Genomic DNA, 16,065 nt, shown 5'->3' on the forward strand with positions numbered 1-16,065 from the left:
CATGGGCTCCCCGCCGGTTATCGCCGTCGTCGGTCCCACCGGTTCCGGCAAATCCGACTTGGCCGTAAGCCTCGCCCTTGAGCTGGACGGCGAAGTCATCAACGCCGACGCCATGCAGTTCTACCGGGGCATGGACATCGGTACCGCAAAAATCACGATGGCTGAACGCAGGGGCGTGCCGCACCACCTCCTGGACATCCTGGACGTCACGGAGGAAGCCAGCGTTTCCCAGTTCCAGCAGCAGGCGCGCGCCATCATCACGGACATCCACGCACGGGGGAAACGGGCCATCCTCGCCGGCGGCTCAGGACTGTATGTGCGGGCCGCCCTTGACGTCCTTGAATTCCCGGGGACGGACCCGCGGCTGCGCCGGCGGCTAGAGGAAGAGCTGGCGGCGCACGGCACAGGTGCACTGCTGGCCCGGCTCCAGGCCGTTGACCCGGTATCGGCCGGCAGGCTCTCCGACGATCGGCGGATCATCCGGGCACTGGAGGTCCATCAGCTCACCGGACGGCCGTTCAGCTCCTTTATGCCGCAGCGCGAGTATTTCCAGCCCGCAGTACAGATCGGCCTCACCGTTGACCGGGACGGGCTCCGCGACCGCCTGGCCCGCAGGGTGCACCGGATGGTGGACGGCGGCTTGCTCGCCGAGGTGGAGCGGCTGGAAACGCAGGGGCTGCGGCAGGGCAAAACAGCCCCCCGCGCCCTGGGCTACGCGCAGTTCCTGCGGGTACTCGACGGTCTAACAACAGTTCCCGAGGCGGCCGAGGAGACCATCGTGGCAACCCGCCAGTTCGCCCGGCGGCAGCTCACGTGGTTCCGTGCCGATCCCCGGATCCAGTGGCTGGACTGGCAGGATCCGCAGCTGGTGGCCCGCGCGGCCGCCCTCTGCAGCTGAAGCGACACTTCTACAGCGGAGCCCGGAGTTTTGGTCAAGCAGAGGGTGTTCCGGCGGCCGGAGGCCGCTATCCGGACAAAACCTTCAGGTTTCAGGCACGCTCCACCCGACCGGTAACCTTGACACCATGAACGCAACCCTTGCCGAGACAACAGAGCACGCCTTCCGCACGTTGGGCGGGCTCCGCTTCTCCAAGGGGCACGGCACCGGCAACGACTTTGTCCTGGTTGCCGACCCGGAGGGGCTACACACCATAGGGGCAGAACAGGTGGCAGCCCTGTGTGACCGCCACCGCGGCATTGGCGGAGATGGGCTCATCCGCGCGGTCCCGTCCCGCTTCCTGCCCGAGGGCCGCGAACTGTTGGCCACGACCCCCGGCGCTGAATGGTTCATGGATTACCGCAACGGCGATGGCTCGTTGTCCGAGATGTGCGGCAACGGCGTCCGCGTCTTCGTCCATTTCCTCCGCACCGAGGGTCTGGTTCACCTGCCCGACGGCGGTGCGCTCACCATCGGCACCCGCGCCGGGGCCAGGACCGTCGTCCGGACCGGTGAGGATTACGCCGTCGACATGGGCCCCTGGGAGTTCATTTTCCCCGGCGAGGCCACCGCCAAGGCAATGGATTCACTGGTCACGGCTGACGGACTGGAAGTTCCCCGTCCCGCGTTGTCCGTCAGCATGGGCAACCCCCACACTGTGGTTGCCCTCGCCGAGCTCTCCGAACTTGCAGGGACCCGCCTCTTCACCGCACCCGTAGTGGACCCGGTGCCGGCCAACGGCACCAACGTGGAGTTCGTGGTTCCGTCCGAACCCCTGGTCCACGACGGCGTCGGGTCGGTCACCATGCGCGTGCACGAACGCGGAGTAGGGGAGACCCAGTCCTGCGGAACCGGAGCCTGCGCCGCAGCGGTGGCAACCAGGCACTGGGCAGGAGCGGAAGCGCCGGACACCTGGCAGGTGCATGTTCCGGGAGGCGTGGTGGGAGTGAAATTCTTCGCCGGCCCCGGCGGCCACGAACACGTGGAGCTCAGCGGCCCGGCCGTTATTGTGGCAACAGGGACGCTTTCCTGACCTTCAGGATGCGGAAGGACTTCGAGGTTGATTCCCGGCTCACGCTGAAGGAGTCATCCAGTTCCGCCGACAGCCAACGCTGAAGCGAGTCCGCACCCAGGTTCTTCTGCACCACCAGCCAGGCGGTTCCGCCCGGCGCCAGGCGCGGCAGCCACAGCCTCAGGAGCGAATGCAGTTCGTCCTTGCCGATCCGGATGGGCGGATTCGACCAAATGGTGTCGAAGCGCACCTCCGGATCCACAGCGTCAGGCGTGCTGGCCGTCACGTTGGACAGCCCCAGCGCAGCAGCGTTCTCGTTGGTGAGCGTGATGCACCGCTCATTGACGTCTACTGCATAAACCTTCGAATGCGGGGCGCGCAGCGCCATGGTGAGCGCAATCGGACCCCAGCCGCACCCGATGTCCAGCAGGTTTCCGGTAGGCGAGGGCGCGGGCACCTCGGCAAGGAGCACGGCGGTTCCCTTGTCGATCCCGTCAGGGCTGAAGATGCCCGTGGAGGTCTGCAGCCTGCGCGTTTCCCCTGCGAGTTCAACCGTGAGCAGCTTCCGCGTGAACGGGCCGGCGGGGGATGCGCTGAAATAGTGTGCGGACTCCATAACTCGCCAGACTAGTTCCCCTTGCAGCGTAAAGTGAAACCCTGCCCTTTGGCCCTCTGCTACTGTTGAAGCCATGTTCCTGATCTTCGAGTAGCCGCACGGGCCTTGCCCGTCCCGCAGCCATGTCCCACAGCGACGCAGGTATCCATGCCTTCCGCTCAGTGCACCGGACCCGCGCAGATGCGCTTCCTCCGGCCGCCGGACAATACTCGAAAGTCAGCCTCCCGCTCTCTCTTTCGCCGATTCTCCGGCTCCTTCCCTTTCCGCCACCTCCACGCGATGTGGCCGCCACCGCCAGCCGCTTTTCCCGGCTGGCGAACCAAACAGGAGAACTGCATGACCGCAGGCCGTCAGCCCAGCGCGAATACTTCCCCAACCAGCAGCAATCGGCACTATTCTGGAACTGCCGAATCTTCAAAGGAGACCATGACCAGCCAGCCCAACACCGGATCCGATCCAGCCGCCCAGGACATGAGCCCTGAGGAAATCCAGGCCGTGATCGACCGGATTCTCTCCAAGGACGTACCGGCCAAGAGCGTCAGCACGGCAGGCGATGCCAGCCGCGGCGACGGTAAGGGTGTGCTGGGCAAGGCCCAGGCCATATCCCGCCTGGATGAAGAACATTCAACGTACGACGGCGACCAGCAGGACCTCGAGGAGCGTCGCGCCCTGCGCCGCACGGCTGGCCTTTCCACGGAACTGGAAGACGTCACCGAAGTCGAGTACCGCCAGCTTCGCCTGGAACGCGTGGTCCTCGCCGGCATCTGGTCGGAGGGAACCCTCGCAGACGCGGAAAACTCGCTGCGTGAACTTGCCGCCCTTGCCGAAACAGCAGGTTCGGAGGTCCTGGACGGACTCGTGCAGCGCCGTGACAAGCCGGATCCGGGCACCTTCCTGGGTTCAGGCAAGGCGCTGGAACTGAAGGACATCGTGATGTCAACCGGTGCCGATACCGTCGTGGTGGACGCCGAGTTGGCTCCGTCCCAGCGCCGTGGCCTTGAAGACATCGTCAAGGTCAAGGTCATTGACCGGACTGGCCTGATCCTGGACATCTTCGCCCAGCATGCCAAGAGCCGGGAAGGCAAGGCGCAGGTGGAGCTCGCGCAGCTCGAGTACCTCCTGCCGCGCCTCCGCGGCTGGGGCGAATCGATGTCCCGGCAGGCCGGTGGCCAGGTGGGTGGCGCAGCGGCCGGCATGGGTTCGCGTGGTCCCGGTGAGACGAAGATCGAACTGGACCGCCGAAGGATCCGTACCCGCATGGCCAAGCTGCGGCGCGAGATCGCCGCGATGAAGCCGGCCCGGGAGACGAAACGCGCCAATCGTCGTCGTAATGAGGTGCCCTCCGTGGCAATCGCGGGGTACACCAACGCCGGGAAGTCCTCGCTGTTGAACCGCCTGACCGACGCCGGAGTGCTTGTGGAGAACGCGCTGTTCGCCACCCTGGACCCCACTGTCCGGAAGGCCGAAACCGCTGACGGCCTCGGTTACACGCTGGCCGATACTGTCGGTTTTGTCCGTTCGCTGCCCACCCAGCTGGTGGAGGCCTTCCGCTCCACCCTCGAGGAGGTTGCGGACTCGGACCTGATCCTTCACGTCGTGGACGTATCGCACCCGGACCCGGAGGGCCAGATCGCTGCAGTCCGTAAGGTCTTCAGCGAAGTGGATGCCCGCAAGGTTCCGGAGATCATTGTCCTCAATAAGGCTGACGCCGCTGATCCGTTTGTAGTGGAACGGCTGAAGCAGCGCGAACCGCGCCACGTTGTGGTGTCGGCCCGCACGGGGGAGGGCATCCCCGAGCTGCTGAAGGCGATCAGCGAGGCCATTCCGCGGCCGTCGGTCAAGCTTGAGCTGCTCATTCCGTACGACCGCGGGGACCTGGTCAGCAAGCTGCATGAGTCCGACGCCGAGATCATCAGCGTCGACCACGATGAAGCCGGTACCCGGGCAGTTGTTAAAGTCCGGGAAGGCCTCGCGGCTGAACTGGAATCATTCGTCAGCAATGACTGACCTGGTGGCTGAGGAAGCCACAGGCAAGGCCGGCGAGCAGTTCGTGATCGAGCTGCTCGCCCGCGCCGTTGCCGGCATGGGCGGGCAAAGCCGCAGTGGACAACACGAAATGGCCCGGCAGGTGGCCCGGGCGATTGAAACCGGCGACCACCTGCTGGTCCAGGCGGGAACAGGTACGGGCAAGTCGCTGGCGTATCTGATACCGCTGATTGCCCACGCCCTGGAGAGCGACAAGCCTGCCCTGGTGTCCACCGCGACGCTTGCCTTGCAGACACAGATTGTGGGCAGGGACATTCCTCGGCTCCTGAAAACCATTACCCCGGCCCTGGAGCGGCCGGTAAAGGTGGCCCTGGTCAAAGGCCGCTCGAATTACGTCTGCCTGCACAAGCTTGAAGGCGGGTTTCCCTCCGAGGAGCCGGCGGAGGGTCAGTTGTTTTCCCTCGGCGAGGACACCAGCGTCCCGCACTTTGCTGCGGCTGTGGGCGGTCCTGCTTCACAGCTGGGCAAGGAAGTGGTGCGCCTGCGGGAGTGGGCGGAGAAAACCACCACCGGTGACCGCGACGAGCTCCTGCCCGGCGTCACCGACCGTGCCTGGCGGCAGGTCTCCGTCACGTCGATGGAATGCCTGGGTGCGCAGAAGTGCCCCATGGCCGCGGAGTGCTTCAGCGAGCTCGCACGGCAGGACGCCGCCGACGCCGACGTTGTGGTCACCAACCATGCCATGCTCGCCGTCAGCGCTTTCGAAGGGCTGGCGGTGCTGCCCGAGTACGACGTCGTTGTGGTTGATGAGGCCCACGAACTCCAGGACAGGGTCACGGGTGCGGTCTCGGGGCAGCTGTCTGTGGCTATGGTCCACGCAGCTGCCGCCGGCGCCCGAAAGCACACTGCCATCACGGTGGATGCGCTCAACGCCGCTGCCGCCAACCTTGAGGTTGCCCTGGCGGGAGTTCCCAACGGGTTGCTCCCCAACGGACTGAACGATGAGCAGCTGGATTGCGTGGACCAGCTGCGCGAGGCCTGCCGTGCTGCCTTGTCCGACTCCAAGGGGGACAGCAGTACAACGGCCGACGGCGGGCGGCAGCTCGCGCGCTCCCGGCTGATGCTCATCCTGGAACTCTGCGAACGGCTCCTTGCCGCCCGGGAGAACCGGGAAGTGGTGTGGTTTTCCCGCGCCAGCTCCTTCGACCCCCAACAGGGATATTCCCAGCCGGACGAGACTGCACCCGCGCTGATCAATATTGCCCCGCTCTCCGTCGCCGGACGGCTGCGGGAGGGATTGTTCGCGGGCCACACAGTTGTCCTGACCTCCGCCACCCTGGCCATCGGATCCGCCTTCGAGCCCGCAGCCGGCGGCCTGGGGCTGGTGGGCGAGGGTGCGCCGAGCTGGACCGGCGTTGACGTTGGCTCGCCCTTTGACTACCCGAAGCAGGGGATCCTGTACGTGGCCGGGCACCTGCCCAAGCCCGGCCGGGGGGCGTCCCCTGAGGCGCTGGCCGAACTGGAGGCCCTGATCCGGGCTTCCAACGGTGGTGCGCTCTGCCTGTTTTCGTCCCGGCGCGCGGCAGAAGAAGCGGCCGACGCGCTGCGGCCAAAGCTGGACCTGACCATCCTGTGCCAGGGTGACTCCACCATGACGGCACTGGTGAAACAGTTTGCCGACGAACCCGATACCTGCCTGTTCGGCACCATGTCCCTGTGGCAGGGGGTGGACGTTCCCGGCGGGTCATGCCGCCTCGTGGTCATCGACCGGATTCCCTTTCCCCGGCCCGACGATCCGCTGATGACGGCGCGGTCCCGGGCGGTGGCGCAGGCCGGAGGCAACGGCTTTATGTCCGTTTCGGCCACTCACGCCGCCATCCGGCTCGCTCAGGGCGCGGGACGGCTCATCCGGTCAACGGGGGACAAAGGTGTGGTGGCAGTGCTGGACTCCAGGCTGGCCACCGAACGGTACGCAGGATTCCTCCGGGGCGCCCTGCCGCCCTTCTGGCCCACCACGGACAGGAAGACAGCCATCGCGGCGCTGGAACGGCTGGCCAGGGAGAACGCCTGAAAGGCTAGAGCGAGCGCAGCACCGAAACAACCTTGCCCATGATGGTGGCATGGTCGCCCAGGATGGGCTCGTACTGCGTGTTCTGCGGCAGCAGCCAGGTGTGGCCGTCGCGCTGGCGGAAGGTTTTCACCGTGGCTTCGTCGTCCAGCAGCGCCGCGACGATGTCTCCGTTGGCCGCATCAGCCTGGCGGCGGACCACCACCCAGTCACCGTCGCAGATGGCCGCGTCCACCATGGAATCGCCGGCAACCTTGAGCATAAAGAGTTCCCCCTGGCCGACAAGCTGGCGGGGGAGCGCCAGGACGTCCTCCACCACCTGGTCGGCCAGGATCGGACCACCGGCAGCGATCCGGCCTACGAGGGGAACCATGGCAGTGTCCATGGCGGTTGGAAGCGCGGTGACGTTGCCGGTGCCGGCAGGCAGGAGCGAAGCAGGCTCGGCTGCCTGCTTGGGCGAACCACCGTCCAGGGTGAGGGGCATCAGCACCTCCATGGCGCGCGGCCGCTTCGGGTCACGCCGGAGGTAGCCCAGCTTCTCCAGCTGCGAAAGCTGGTGCGTGACGCTGGAGAGGCTCGCGAGGCCTACCGTGTCCCCGATTTCGCGCATTGACGGCGGGTAACCGTTGTCATTCACGGAGCGCTGGATGGTCTCGAGGATTTTCTTCTGCCGCGGCGTCAGGCCTTTGGCGGTCTTCTTCGGTTGGGAGGTTGCCCTGCCCCCGGCGGCTGCTGCTGCCATATTCGCCAATGCCTTTCGGTTGCCCCGGACTCTCGTTGGCCCGGACCTGAAGTTCACGCCGTCATTGTCAGACCCTGCTGATCAACTGTCGAGGTGGTAGTTCCTGTCTTCAAAGCTAGGCCAGCCACATTGCTTTTTCAAACATTTGTTCTAGCGAGTCTCGACATTATTCGTTGATAGGTGCTAAAACAGGAGAAGCAAAGTTCGAATATGTGTTCTATTCGGAGCGTAGCTATTCGAAGACCCGAACCAACGGGTCGCGGATAGCGCGGGTCCGGAGCGGAACATCGGGCAGCACAGTAAAGGTCCAGGAGGGCTAATTCATGTCAGCTACATCTGCTTCACAGGATTCAATCTCGGTGCATCACCTCATGTCCGGGCGGGGCAAGCCGCAGGCTGCCCGTCCTGCACCCCTTCCGCCCCTGCGCCTGACGCGGCGCGGAAAGATCGTCCTGATCGGAATCCCGCTGGTGCTGCTGGCCGCCTTGCTGCTCTCCCTGGCGGGCTTCTTCAACTCGCCCGCCAAGGCCTCGGACTCACCTGAGGACCTGGCTGTGACACCAACCGTCACCGTCACTGTGCAGCCGGGGGAGTCCCTGTGGGCCATTGCAGGAAGTGTCGCACCGGAGCGGGACGCGCGGGACGTTGTGGCAGACATTGTGCAGCTCAACAATCTAACCCCCGGCGCGGTCCTGCCGGGGCAGCAGCTGTACGTCCCCACCCGGTAACCGCACGAAGTCCGCTGGAAACGCCGCACTGGGACTGGAAGCGTCGACCGGAAGGCGGGCAGGAAGGGCGGCGGGAAAGCCCCTGCACAGGCTTCGCTGCAGCGGCACGCTGAGCGCGAACAGGAGCCCGTCACATTTTCCGGTGCCCGGCGCTGGCACTAAACTGTTCAGGTGAATGACCAGCTAGAGCGCCTCAACCGGCTACCCCTCCGCAGCAACCTCCGTGGGCTTACCCCCTACGGCGCACCCCAGCTGGAAGTCCCCATCCTCCTTAACGTCAACGAGAACACCCACGGTGTGCCGCAGGACGTTCGTGCCGCCATCAGCGCAGCAGTGACAGAGGCGGCCGCGGGCCTCAACCGCTACCCGGACAGGGAGTTCAGTGAGCTGCGGAAGGCCCTGGCGGAATACCTGGGCCACGGGCTGGACGAGTCGAACGTCTGGGCGGCCAACGGCTCCAACGAAGTCCTCCAGCAGATTCTCCAGGCATTCGGCGGCCCCGGCCGCACGGCGCTGGGCTTCCCGCCCACGTACTCCATGTACCCGCTGCTGGCCAGCGGTACGGACACCGAATACATCGTGGGCGAACGGGCTGACGGCTACGGCCTCAGCGCAGAGTCCGCGGCGCTCCAGGTGAAGGAGCTGCAGCCCAACATTGTGTTCCTCTGCTCGCCGAACAACCCCACCGGAACCGGCCTGGGGCTCGACGTGGTGGAGGCAGTGTATTCGGCCGGCGAAGCCAGCCAGGCAATCGTCATCGTTGATGAGGCCTACCACGAGTTCGCACACGACGGAACGCCCAGCGCCCTGACCCTCCTGCCGGGCCGGGAGCGGCTGATCGTCTCACGAACCATGAGCAAGGCCTTTGCGCTGGCCGGAGCGCGGCTCGGTTACATGGCGGCCGCTCCGGAGGTGACGGATGCACTGCGTCTGGTGCGCCTGCCCTACCACCTCTCCGCCGTAACCCAGGCGACTGCCCTCGCAGCACTCCAGCACCGTGAGGCGCTGCTGGCCGACGTTGAAGACATCAAAAAGCAGCGCGACCGGATCGTGGCTGAACTGATCCGCATGGGCCTCAAGCCCGCCGCTTCCGATTCCAACTTTGTGTTCTTTGGCGGCCTGGAAAATCCCCACGAGGTGTGGCAGGAGCTGCTCGACGCCGGTGTCCTGATCCGCGACGTCGGGATTCCCGGCCACCTTCGGGTGACCGCAGGCACTGAGACGGAAACCACAGCGTTCCTCACCTCCCTGGAAAGCATCCTTGCCGGCCAGCGCACGCTTCCGGCCTAGACTTGAAGTACCGGCGCTGGACGCCCTGAACCACTCCTTCTTCCCAAAGGACACTTGACCATGAGTTCCACCGGATCCAATGCGGCCGCGGCCCGGACCGCGCGCATGGAGCGTGCCACGAGTGAATCCTCCGTGCTCGTGGAGATCAACCTTGACGGTACCGGCATTTCGGACATCGACACCTCGGTGCCCTTTTACGACCACATGCTGACAGCGCTCTGCAAGCACTCGCTGATCGACCTGACAGTAAAAGCCACCGGAGATATCCACATCGATGTCCACCACACGGTGGAAGACGTTGCCATCACCTTCGGCGAGGTGTTGCGCACCGCCCTGGGCAACAAGGCCGGGATCCGCCGCTTCGGTGAGGCCACCGTTCCACTGGACGAGGCACTGGCCCACGCCGTCGTTGACGTGTCCGGCCGTCCCTACCTCGTCCACGGGGGTGAGCCCGCAGGCCAGGAGTACCACCTGATCGGTGGACACTTCACTGGTTCCCTCACCCGCCACGTCTTTGAAGCGATCACCCTGCACGCAGGGATCTGCCTCCACATGAACGTCATCGCCGGGCGCGACCCGCACCACATCGTTGAGGCCCAGTTCAAAGCCTTCGCCCGTGCCCTTCGCGCCGCTGTTGAACCCGATCCGCGCGTTGAAGGCATCCCCTCAACCAAGGGCGCGCTGTGAGCGGCCAGGTACTGCGGGACGGCGCCATCATCGATCCCTCAGCTGCACAGAAGCTGCCCTCGCCCGAGGGCAAACCCACGGTAACCGTGCTGGACTATGGCTCCGGGAACGTCCGCTCGGCAGTCCGCGCCCTCGAACGCGCCGGGGCAGAGGTAATCCTCAGCTCCAAGCCAGAGGACGTCCTGAACGCCGACGGCCTGGTGGTTCCCGGCGTCGGCGCCTTTGAAACCGTTATGCGCGAGCTCAAGGCTGTGGACGGCATCCGCCTCATCGGCCGGCGCGTCGCCGGCGGCCGCCCCGTCCTGGGTATCTGCGTGGGCCTTCAGGTGCTCTTCGAGGCCGGCGTGGAACATGGTACGGAAGCTGAAGGCATCGGTGAATGGCCCGGCAAGGTGGAACTCCTGCCGGCGGAAGTCGTTCCGCACATGGGCTGGAACACAGTGAAGGTGCCCGAAGGGTCAAAGCTCTTCGCCGGCGTCGAAAGCGAGCGGTTCTACTTTGTGCACTCTTACGGCGTGCAGGAGTGGAATTTCGACGTTGTCCAGCCGCGGATGGCCGCGCCCCTCGTCACCTGGTCCGAGCACGGTGCCCCCTTCATCGCCGCGGTCGAAAACGGCCCGCTGTGCGCCACCCAGTTCCACCCGGAAAAGTCCGGTGACGCCGGCGCCCGGCTCCTGCGCAACTGGGTGGAAGCCCTCCGCAAACCTTCTGTGGCAGGTAACCCGGGCGAAACCGTTGAAACGCCTTCCAGGGGCGACGCCTGAATGTGGTCTTCCGTTATCCTGATGGGCCTCGCAGGCCTGCTGATCGGCGGCGCCCTGTCCTTCCGGCAGCAGCATAAGCCCCTCTGGACGCAGGTCTCGTTCTACGTCCTGGCGGGCATGGCGCTGCTCGCCGCCTACCTGCTGACGCTGCCCGCCAATTAGCTGCTGAACAACCAACGGCCGGCCAGTTGTCCGCCGCACCTCCCTGCCCCCTAACACTGAGGATCACGATGAACTCCGCTACCGACCTGCCGGTACTTGAACTGCTTCCCGCCGTCGACGTCGTCAACGGCCAGGCCGTCCGCCTGGTCCAGGGTGAGGCAGGCAGCGAAACCAGCTACGGGACCCCGCTCGAGGCGGCCCTGAACTGGCAGCAGCAGGGTGCGGAGTGGGTCCACCTCGTGGACCTGGACGCGGCCTTTGGCCGTGGCTCCAACGCTGGGCTCCTCAAGGAAGTTGTTGGCCGGCTGGACATCAAGGTTGAACTCTCCGGCGGCCTCCGCGACGACGCCTCGCTTGAGGCGGCACTGGACCTGGGCGTGGCCCGCGTGAACCTCGGGACGGCAGCGCTGGAGAACCCGGAATGGACCCGCCGGGCCATCGAACGCTTCGGTGACAAGATCGCCGTCGGGCTCGACGTCCGCGGAACCACGCTGGCCGGCCGCGGCTGGACCAAAGAAGGCGGGGACCTCTGGGACGTCCTCGGCCGGCTCGAAGAAGCAGGGTGCTCACGGTACGTGGTCACCGACGTGACTAAGGACGGTACCCTGCAGGGACCGAACGTGGAGCTGCTCCGCCAAATGGTCGAAAAGACCGGTAAGCCCGTGGTGGCATCGGGGGGTATTTCGAGCCTGGATGACCTCAAGGTTCTGCGTTCCCTGGTACCGCTGGGCGTTGAAGGTGCCATCGTAGGCAAAGCCTTGTACGCCGGGGCATTCACGCTGCCCGAGGCTTTGGACGTCGCCGGCCGCCGCTAGGCAGCCGGCATGGAGCACCAGTAGACGCCATGGCCAGCAACGAACCCGGCACCCCGCCGCAGCGCCACCTTCCCGGCCACATCGCCGCCGCATTGGCTGGGGCCGGTGGCCCCGCCGACTCTGCCGGGCAGCCCTGGGCCGGGCGCAGCCTCGCCGGGGACGACGCCAGGATCCATAACTTCGAGGACGACGACGGAACGGCCGACGCCGGCTACCTCACCGCCGTCGCGGCCCTGCGGGCAGGGCGGGGGGACGAGGCTGCTGTGGTCGCCTCGCTGGCCACCGCCCGCGTCTTTATTCCGATCGTTGCCCAGCTCGCTGAGGAAGCCGAAGGCCAGGATGGCCTTCAGGCCGACAAACAGGCCGATATGGCCCTGGTCACGCTCAAGGCGGCCGATGGCAGGACCGCCATGCCCGCCTTCACGTCCTCGAAGGCTTTGGCAGCCTGGCACCCGGAAGCCAGGCCCGTCGCCGTCTACGCAGCCAGGGCCGCCCTTTCCGCAGTGTCCGAGGGCGCTGAATTGCTGGTCCTGGATCCCGGCGCGGCAGTTACGTTTGTTGTCCGGAGGCCGGCCATGTGGGCCCTGGCCCAGCAGCACGACTGGCTCCCGTCCTACACCGATGACGTCCTGGCCGGCGAGATGCGCCGGGCCGCGGCGGGCTTCCCGGCGGTGCGCGGCCTGGAACTTCTCCCGGGCAGGGGAGTGGCTGCCCAAACCGCCGACGGAGCAGTCCTTGCCGGCGGCGGCGCCGGTCCCGAGCTGCAGGTGGTGCTGTACCTGGAAGACGGCCTGGACGCCGCCGGGGTGCAGCAACTGGTTGCCGGACTGCAGGCTGAGTGGTCCCGGAATGTATTGTTTGGTGAGCGGGTCGACTCCATGGAAATCAAACTGCGGCGCGCTGTCCACTAGCTGCTGCCAGGAGGGGGATCCCCGGCCGGCTGCGGCAGACCGAAGGATTCTTTCGTGAATTTCGCTCTCTACCGGGAGTTGCTGGCCGTCCAGCCCATCAGGCGGCTGCTTCTGGTCGGCATGATCGCCCGTATCCCGCACTCGGCGGCCGGAGTGCTGCTGACCCTGCACATCGTCCTCACCCTGGGCGAAGGGTATGCGGCGGCGGGTGCGGCCGCTGCCGTGATGACCATCGGCATCGCCCTTGGTGCTCCGTGGCGGGGCCGGCGGGTGGACACTGTAGGCCTGCGCAAGGCACTGATTCCCTCTGTGGTGTCCGAGACGGTCATCTGGTCGATAGTGCCGCACGTCTCCTACCAGTGGCTCCTTCCACTGGTGTTTGTCGGTGGGCTGCTTACGCTGCCCATCTTCAGCGTGGTACGCCAGTCCCTCGGCGTACTGGCCGACGGCGAACAGCGCCGGACCGCCTTCGCGCTGGACGCGATCACAACCGAAGTGGTCTTTATGATCGGGCCTGCCGCGGGCGCCATCGTGGCCACCAGCGGCTTCAGCGTGGCGGGCCTGACCATCGTGGGCGTCTGCACGTCGCTGGCCGGCCTGTTCCTGATGTGGTTCAATCCGCCAACACGAAGTGCTGCTTCCGGGGACGACTGCGAGGCGGACCAGCAGCGTGCGGCCGAGGCCGCCGTGGTCTCCACAGCCCCGGCCCACCTGCAGGAAGCCGCCGCGGACCTGGCCCCGGCTGCGGCGCCTTATGCCCGCAGCACCGGGCTGAAGGAGAAGGTTGCGGGCAGCTTCACCTGGTTCACCGCCACCGTGGCCGCCCTCTTCGCCGTTGCCGCCGGCGCCGGAATGGTCCTCAGCGGCACGGATGTGGGAATTGTGGCAGCGCTGGAAACCGGCGGCCACCAGGCCGAGATCGGTATTGTTTTCCTGTTCTGGTGCGCAGCCTCGGTCGTGGGTGGGCTCATTTACGGTGCCATGCACCGGCCCGTCCCGCCCATTGTCCTGCTCCTCGGCATGGCAGCCCTGACCATCCCCATGGGATTCGCCCATGACACCTGGACGCTGGCCCTGGCTGCCATCCTTCCCGGGCTCCTGTGCGCCCCGGTACTCTCGTCAGCCTCCGAGAAGGTGGCGGACCTGGTGGACGAAGCGAGGCGCGGCGAGGCGATGGGCTGGTACGGCTCCGCCCTCACCGCGGGGGTTGCACTCGGGGCACCCCTGGCCGGCGTCTTCATCGACCAGGTGGGGCCGTCCGGGGGCTTTGTTTCGGTGGGCGCGGCCGGCGTGGTGCTGTGCCTCATCGGACTGGTGCTCCAGCACCGCCGCAGAAGCAAAATCACAGCCTGAGGCACAGAGTTTTTGTCCGGCTATGCGGACTTCCGGGACGGCGGATTCATAGCTGGACAAAAACTCCGAGGGGAAGCACGACGGCGGGCCTCCCCTCGTGAGGAAAGGCCCGCCGTCGTGAACTGCGTAGTGCGTTACGGCCTCAGTTGACCGCGCCGGTGTATTTTTCGCCCGGGCCCTTGCCCGGAGCATCGGGGATCAACGACTCCTCGCGGAAGGCCAGCTGAAGTGAACGCAGGCCGTCGCGCAACGGGCCTGCATGCTGGGAACCGATCTCCGGGGCGGCCGCGGTAACCAAACCGGCCAGGGCCGTGATCAGTTTCCGGGCCTCGTCCAGGTCCTTCAGCTCCTCGGCGTTGTCTTCGGCAGCCAGGCCAAGCTTGACCGCAGCGGCACTCATCAGGTGAACGGCTGCAGTGGTGATGACCTCAATGGCCGGCACTTCCGAAATGTCGCGAATCTGCTGGGAGACGTCGGAACCGGCGTCCGCAGGCTCGAAAACGTATGAATTACTGTCTGGGGTGCTCATACTGGTAAGCTTGACACAGACCGACTGGATGTCGTTATTTCAGAGATTGTTCCAAACGATCAAGGGTTCCCACCGGCGCTTCACTGCGTTGACGGGAATTTTTTCTGTAAGATGGCATGCAGTTTGCAAGCGGAGTTCTCTCCCACCCGCGTCAGCCGCAGTTCCGCAGGATCCATGGAACGCAAGGTTGCCGGGTACTGGTTGGCAGCGGAACCGGCACAGGCCGGAACCATCCGTGCAGTCCCTTGAGCGGGACGCGCACAGCCAATCCTCGAGGCCTTCGATTGCTCCGGCAATTGGGGGCCTTCTCTATTTGCCGGGATCCCACAACAACACAGGAGCTTTAACATTAGCGAGCCAAGAATCAATGAGCGTATCCGCGTCCCCGAGGTGCGGCTGGTCGGCCCTGCAGGTGAACAGGTAGGAATCGTCCGTATTGAGGATGCCCTGCGTCTGGCCGCCGAGTCCGACCTTGATCTCGTTGAAGTTGCACCTCAGGCTAAGCCTCCGGTGTGCAAGCTGATGGACTTCGGCAAGTACAAGTACGAGGCCGCGGTCAAGGCACGTGAAGCACGGAAGAACCAGACGAACACCGTTCTGAAGGAAATCCGTTTCCGCCTGAAGATTGACACCCACGACTACGAGACCAAGCGCGGGCATGCACTGCGCTTCCTCGGCGCCGGGGACAAGGTCAAGGCCATGATCCAGTTCCGAGGCCGCGAACAGCAGCGTCCGGAAATGGGCATCCGGCTGTTGCAGCGTTTTGCCGACGACGTCGCTGAAGTTGGCGTGGTTGAATCCAGCCCGCGGATCGACGGCCGCAACATGGTCATGGTGGTTGGCCCGTTGAAGAACAAGGCTGAGGCCAAGGCTGAGGCACGCCGCGCAACGCAGCGGGCTGAAGCGAAAGCGCAGAACGAAGCCAAGGCAACCGGCCGTGTCGACGTTTCCGGCAGCGACCAGGCACCCTTGACGCAGTCCCTCGCGGACCTGCTTCCCGAGGGATTCACGGTGTCGACGGAACCGGAAGCAGTAGCTGAAGCTCCCGTGCAGGAGGCGGCTCCCGCCGTCGAACCTGCCGCGGCTGCCGCGCCTGCCAAGGAATCTGTCCAGGAGGCTCCCAAGCAGGAGGCCGTCAAGGAAGCTCCCAAGCAGGAGGCTGTCAAGGAAGCTCCGAAGCAGGAGGCTCCCCGGAAGGAAGCTCCCAAGGCTCCCGCGCCGAGGGCCGCTGCCTCCGCACCGAAGGCTGCTGCACCGGCCCCCAAGCCAGTTGCTGAAAAGCCCGAAGCTGCCAAGCCGGCAGCCGCGGCGCCGAAGCCCGCAGCAGTTCCTGCTCCGCCGAAGCCGGTGGCCAGGCCCGCCGCACCCAAGCCTGCCACACGCCCTGCCCCCAAGGCAGTGCCGAAGCCGGCTGGCAAGAAGACCACTTAGTCCACAGCTGCCGGAGGTCGCCCTCCGGCAGTCA

General features: G+C 65.8%; 16 protein-coding genes. 13 read left to right on the top strand and 3 right to left on the bottom strand.

Features of this window, described 5'->3' with window-relative positions; all coding sequences use genetic code 11:
- Position 1 precedes the first annotated feature (1 nt).
- Positions 2-898, top strand: a complete 897-nt coding sequence (miaA, locus tag M8J71_RS05880; protein ID WP_256247017.1) for a tRNA (adenosine(37)-N6)-dimethylallyltransferase MiaA — start codon at positions 2-4, stop codon at positions 896-898.
- Positions 899-1,025: 127 nt separating this feature from the next.
- On the top strand, positions 1,026-1,970 hold the full coding sequence (dapF, locus tag M8J71_RS05885) for a diaminopimelate epimerase (RefSeq protein ID WP_256247018.1): 945 nt from the start codon (positions 1,026-1,028) through the stop codon (positions 1,968-1,970).
- On the opposite strand, the gene M8J71_RS05890 is transcribed toward dapF, so the two are convergent.
- Positions 1,942-2,565: a class I SAM-dependent methyltransferase gene (locus tag M8J71_RS05890; RefSeq protein WP_256247019.1), complete on the bottom strand. Its 624-nt coding sequence runs from the start codon at positions 2,563-2,565 to the stop codon at positions 1,942-1,944. The two genes, dapF and M8J71_RS05890, sit on opposite strands and share 29 nt — an antisense overlap.
- A 426-nt stretch (positions 2,566-2,991) precedes the next feature.
- Here M8J71_RS05890 and hflX point away from each other — a divergent pair, with 426 nt between their 5' ends.
- Both hflX and M8J71_RS05900 read left to right on the top strand, forming a co-directional pair.
- Positions 2,992-4,572, top strand: coding sequence for a GTPase HflX (gene hflX, locus M8J71_RS05895; protein ID WP_256247020.1), 1,581 nt, complete (start codon positions 2,992-2,994; stop codon positions 4,570-4,572).
- Complete coding sequence (locus tag M8J71_RS05900) at positions 4,565-6,622, top strand: ATP-dependent DNA helicase (protein WP_256247021.1); 2,058 nt, start codon at positions 4,565-4,567, stop codon at positions 6,620-6,622. Before hflX ends, M8J71_RS05900 begins: the two co-directional genes overlap by 8 nt.
- Before the next feature lie 4 nt (positions 6,623-6,626).
- Here the strand turns inward: M8J71_RS05900 and lexA are convergent, their stop codons facing one another.
- Positions 6,627-7,361, bottom strand: coding sequence for a transcriptional repressor LexA (gene lexA / locus M8J71_RS05905; protein ID WP_163164557.1), 735 nt, complete (start codon positions 7,359-7,361; stop codon positions 6,627-6,629).
- A 371-nt stretch (positions 7,362-7,732) separates the two neighbouring features.
- Here lexA and M8J71_RS05910 point away from each other — a divergent pair, with 371 nt between their 5' ends.
- From M8J71_RS05910 to M8J71_RS05945, 8 genes are all read left to right on the top strand, one after another.
- Positions 7,733-8,089: a LysM peptidoglycan-binding domain-containing protein gene (locus M8J71_RS05910; protein ID WP_256247071.1), complete on the top strand. Its 357-nt coding sequence runs from the start codon at positions 7,733-7,735 to the stop codon at positions 8,087-8,089.
- Positions 8,090-8,260: 171 nt separating this feature from the next.
- Positions 8,261-9,379, top strand: a complete 1,119-nt coding sequence (locus M8J71_RS05915; protein ID WP_256247022.1) for a histidinol-phosphate transaminase — start codon at positions 8,261-8,263, stop codon at positions 9,377-9,379.
- A gap of 60 nt (positions 9,380-9,439) precedes the next feature.
- Positions 9,440-10,066 (top strand): imidazoleglycerol-phosphate dehydratase HisB, encoded by a 627-nt coding sequence (gene hisB, locus M8J71_RS05920; RefSeq protein ID WP_256247023.1) that lies wholly within the window; start codon positions 9,440-9,442, stop codon positions 10,064-10,066.
- Positions 10,063-10,830: an imidazole glycerol phosphate synthase subunit HisH gene (hisH, locus tag M8J71_RS05925; protein WP_256247024.1), complete on the top strand. Its 768-nt coding sequence runs from the start codon at positions 10,063-10,065 to the stop codon at positions 10,828-10,830. Before hisB ends, hisH begins: the two co-directional genes overlap by 4 nt.
- Positions 10,831-10,992 (top strand): hypothetical protein, encoded by a 162-nt coding sequence (locus M8J71_RS05930; protein WP_256247025.1) that lies wholly within the window; start codon positions 10,831-10,833, stop codon positions 10,990-10,992.
- A gap of 68 nt (positions 10,993-11,060) precedes the next feature.
- The gene (gene priA, locus M8J71_RS05935) at positions 11,061-11,807 is read left to right on the top strand and encodes a bifunctional 1-(5-phosphoribosyl)-5-((5-phosphoribosylamino)methylideneamino)imidazole-4-carboxamide isomerase/phosphoribosylanthranilate isomerase PriA (protein ID WP_256247026.1); all 747 of its coding nucleotides are present in this window, start codon (positions 11,061-11,063) and stop codon (positions 11,805-11,807) included.
- Between the two features lie 29 nt (positions 11,808-11,836).
- Positions 11,837-12,718, top strand: coding sequence for an SseB family protein (locus tag M8J71_RS05940; protein WP_256247027.1), 882 nt, complete (start codon positions 11,837-11,839; stop codon positions 12,716-12,718).
- A gap of 54 nt (positions 12,719-12,772) precedes the next feature.
- Entirely contained in the window at positions 12,773-14,071 is a 1,299-nt protein-coding gene (locus M8J71_RS05945; protein ID WP_256247028.1) for an MFS transporter, read from the top strand.
- Between the two features lie 142 nt (positions 14,072-14,213).
- Here the strand turns inward: M8J71_RS05945 and M8J71_RS05950 are convergent, their stop codons facing one another.
- Complete coding sequence (locus M8J71_RS05950; RefSeq protein WP_104042762.1) at positions 14,214-14,600, bottom strand: DUF1844 domain-containing protein; 387 nt, start codon at positions 14,598-14,600, stop codon at positions 14,214-14,216.
- A 390-nt stretch (positions 14,601-14,990) separates the two neighbouring features.
- Between M8J71_RS05950 and infC the strand changes: the two genes are divergently transcribed.
- Positions 14,991-16,031: a translation initiation factor IF-3 gene (infC, locus tag M8J71_RS05955; RefSeq protein WP_374114814.1), complete on the top strand. Its 1,041-nt coding sequence runs from the start codon at positions 14,991-14,993 to the stop codon at positions 16,029-16,031.
- Positions 16,032-16,065: the final 34 nt, after the last annotated feature.

This window comes from Pseudarthrobacter sp. R1, assembly GCF_024494415.1.
GTDB lineage: Bacteria > Actinomycetota > Actinomycetes > Actinomycetales > Micrococcaceae > Arthrobacter.

Coding starts and splice junctions, on each gene's coding strand:
- M8J71_RS05900 (WP_256247021.1), top strand. CDS start 4,565: ATGACTGACCTGGTGGCTGAGGAAGCCACAGGCAAGGCCGGCGAGCAG.
- priA (WP_256247026.1), top strand. CDS start 11,061: ATGAACTCCGCTACCGACCTGCCGGTACTTGAACTGCTTCCCGCCGTC.
- hflX (WP_256247020.1), top strand. CDS start 2,992: ATGACCAGCCAGCCCAACACCGGATCCGATCCAGCCGCCCAGGACATG.
- miaA (WP_256247017.1), top strand. CDS start 2: ATGGGCTCCCCGCCGGTTATCGCCGTCGTCGGTCCCACCGGTTCCGGC.
- M8J71_RS05890 (WP_256247019.1), bottom strand. CDS start 2,565: ATGGAGTCCGCACACTATTTCAGCGCATCCCCCGCCGGCCCGTTCACG.
- M8J71_RS05930 (WP_256247025.1), top strand. CDS start 10,831: ATGTGGTCTTCCGTTATCCTGATGGGCCTCGCAGGCCTGCTGATCGGC.
- lexA (WP_163164557.1), bottom strand. CDS start 7,361: ATGGCAGCAGCAGCCGCCGGGGGCAGGGCAACCTCCCAACCGAAGAAG.
- dapF (WP_256247018.1), top strand. CDS start 1,026: ATGAACGCAACCCTTGCCGAGACAACAGAGCACGCCTTCCGCACGTTG.
- M8J71_RS05910 (WP_256247071.1), top strand. CDS start 7,733: ATGTCCGGGCGGGGCAAGCCGCAGGCTGCCCGTCCTGCACCCCTTCCG.
- hisB (WP_256247023.1), top strand. CDS start 9,440: ATGAGTTCCACCGGATCCAATGCGGCCGCGGCCCGGACCGCGCGCATG.
- M8J71_RS05940 (WP_256247027.1), top strand. CDS start 11,837: ATGGCCAGCAACGAACCCGGCACCCCGCCGCAGCGCCACCTTCCCGGC.
- M8J71_RS05950 (WP_104042762.1), bottom strand. CDS start 14,600: ATGAGCACCCCAGACAGTAATTCATACGTTTTCGAGCCTGCGGACGCC.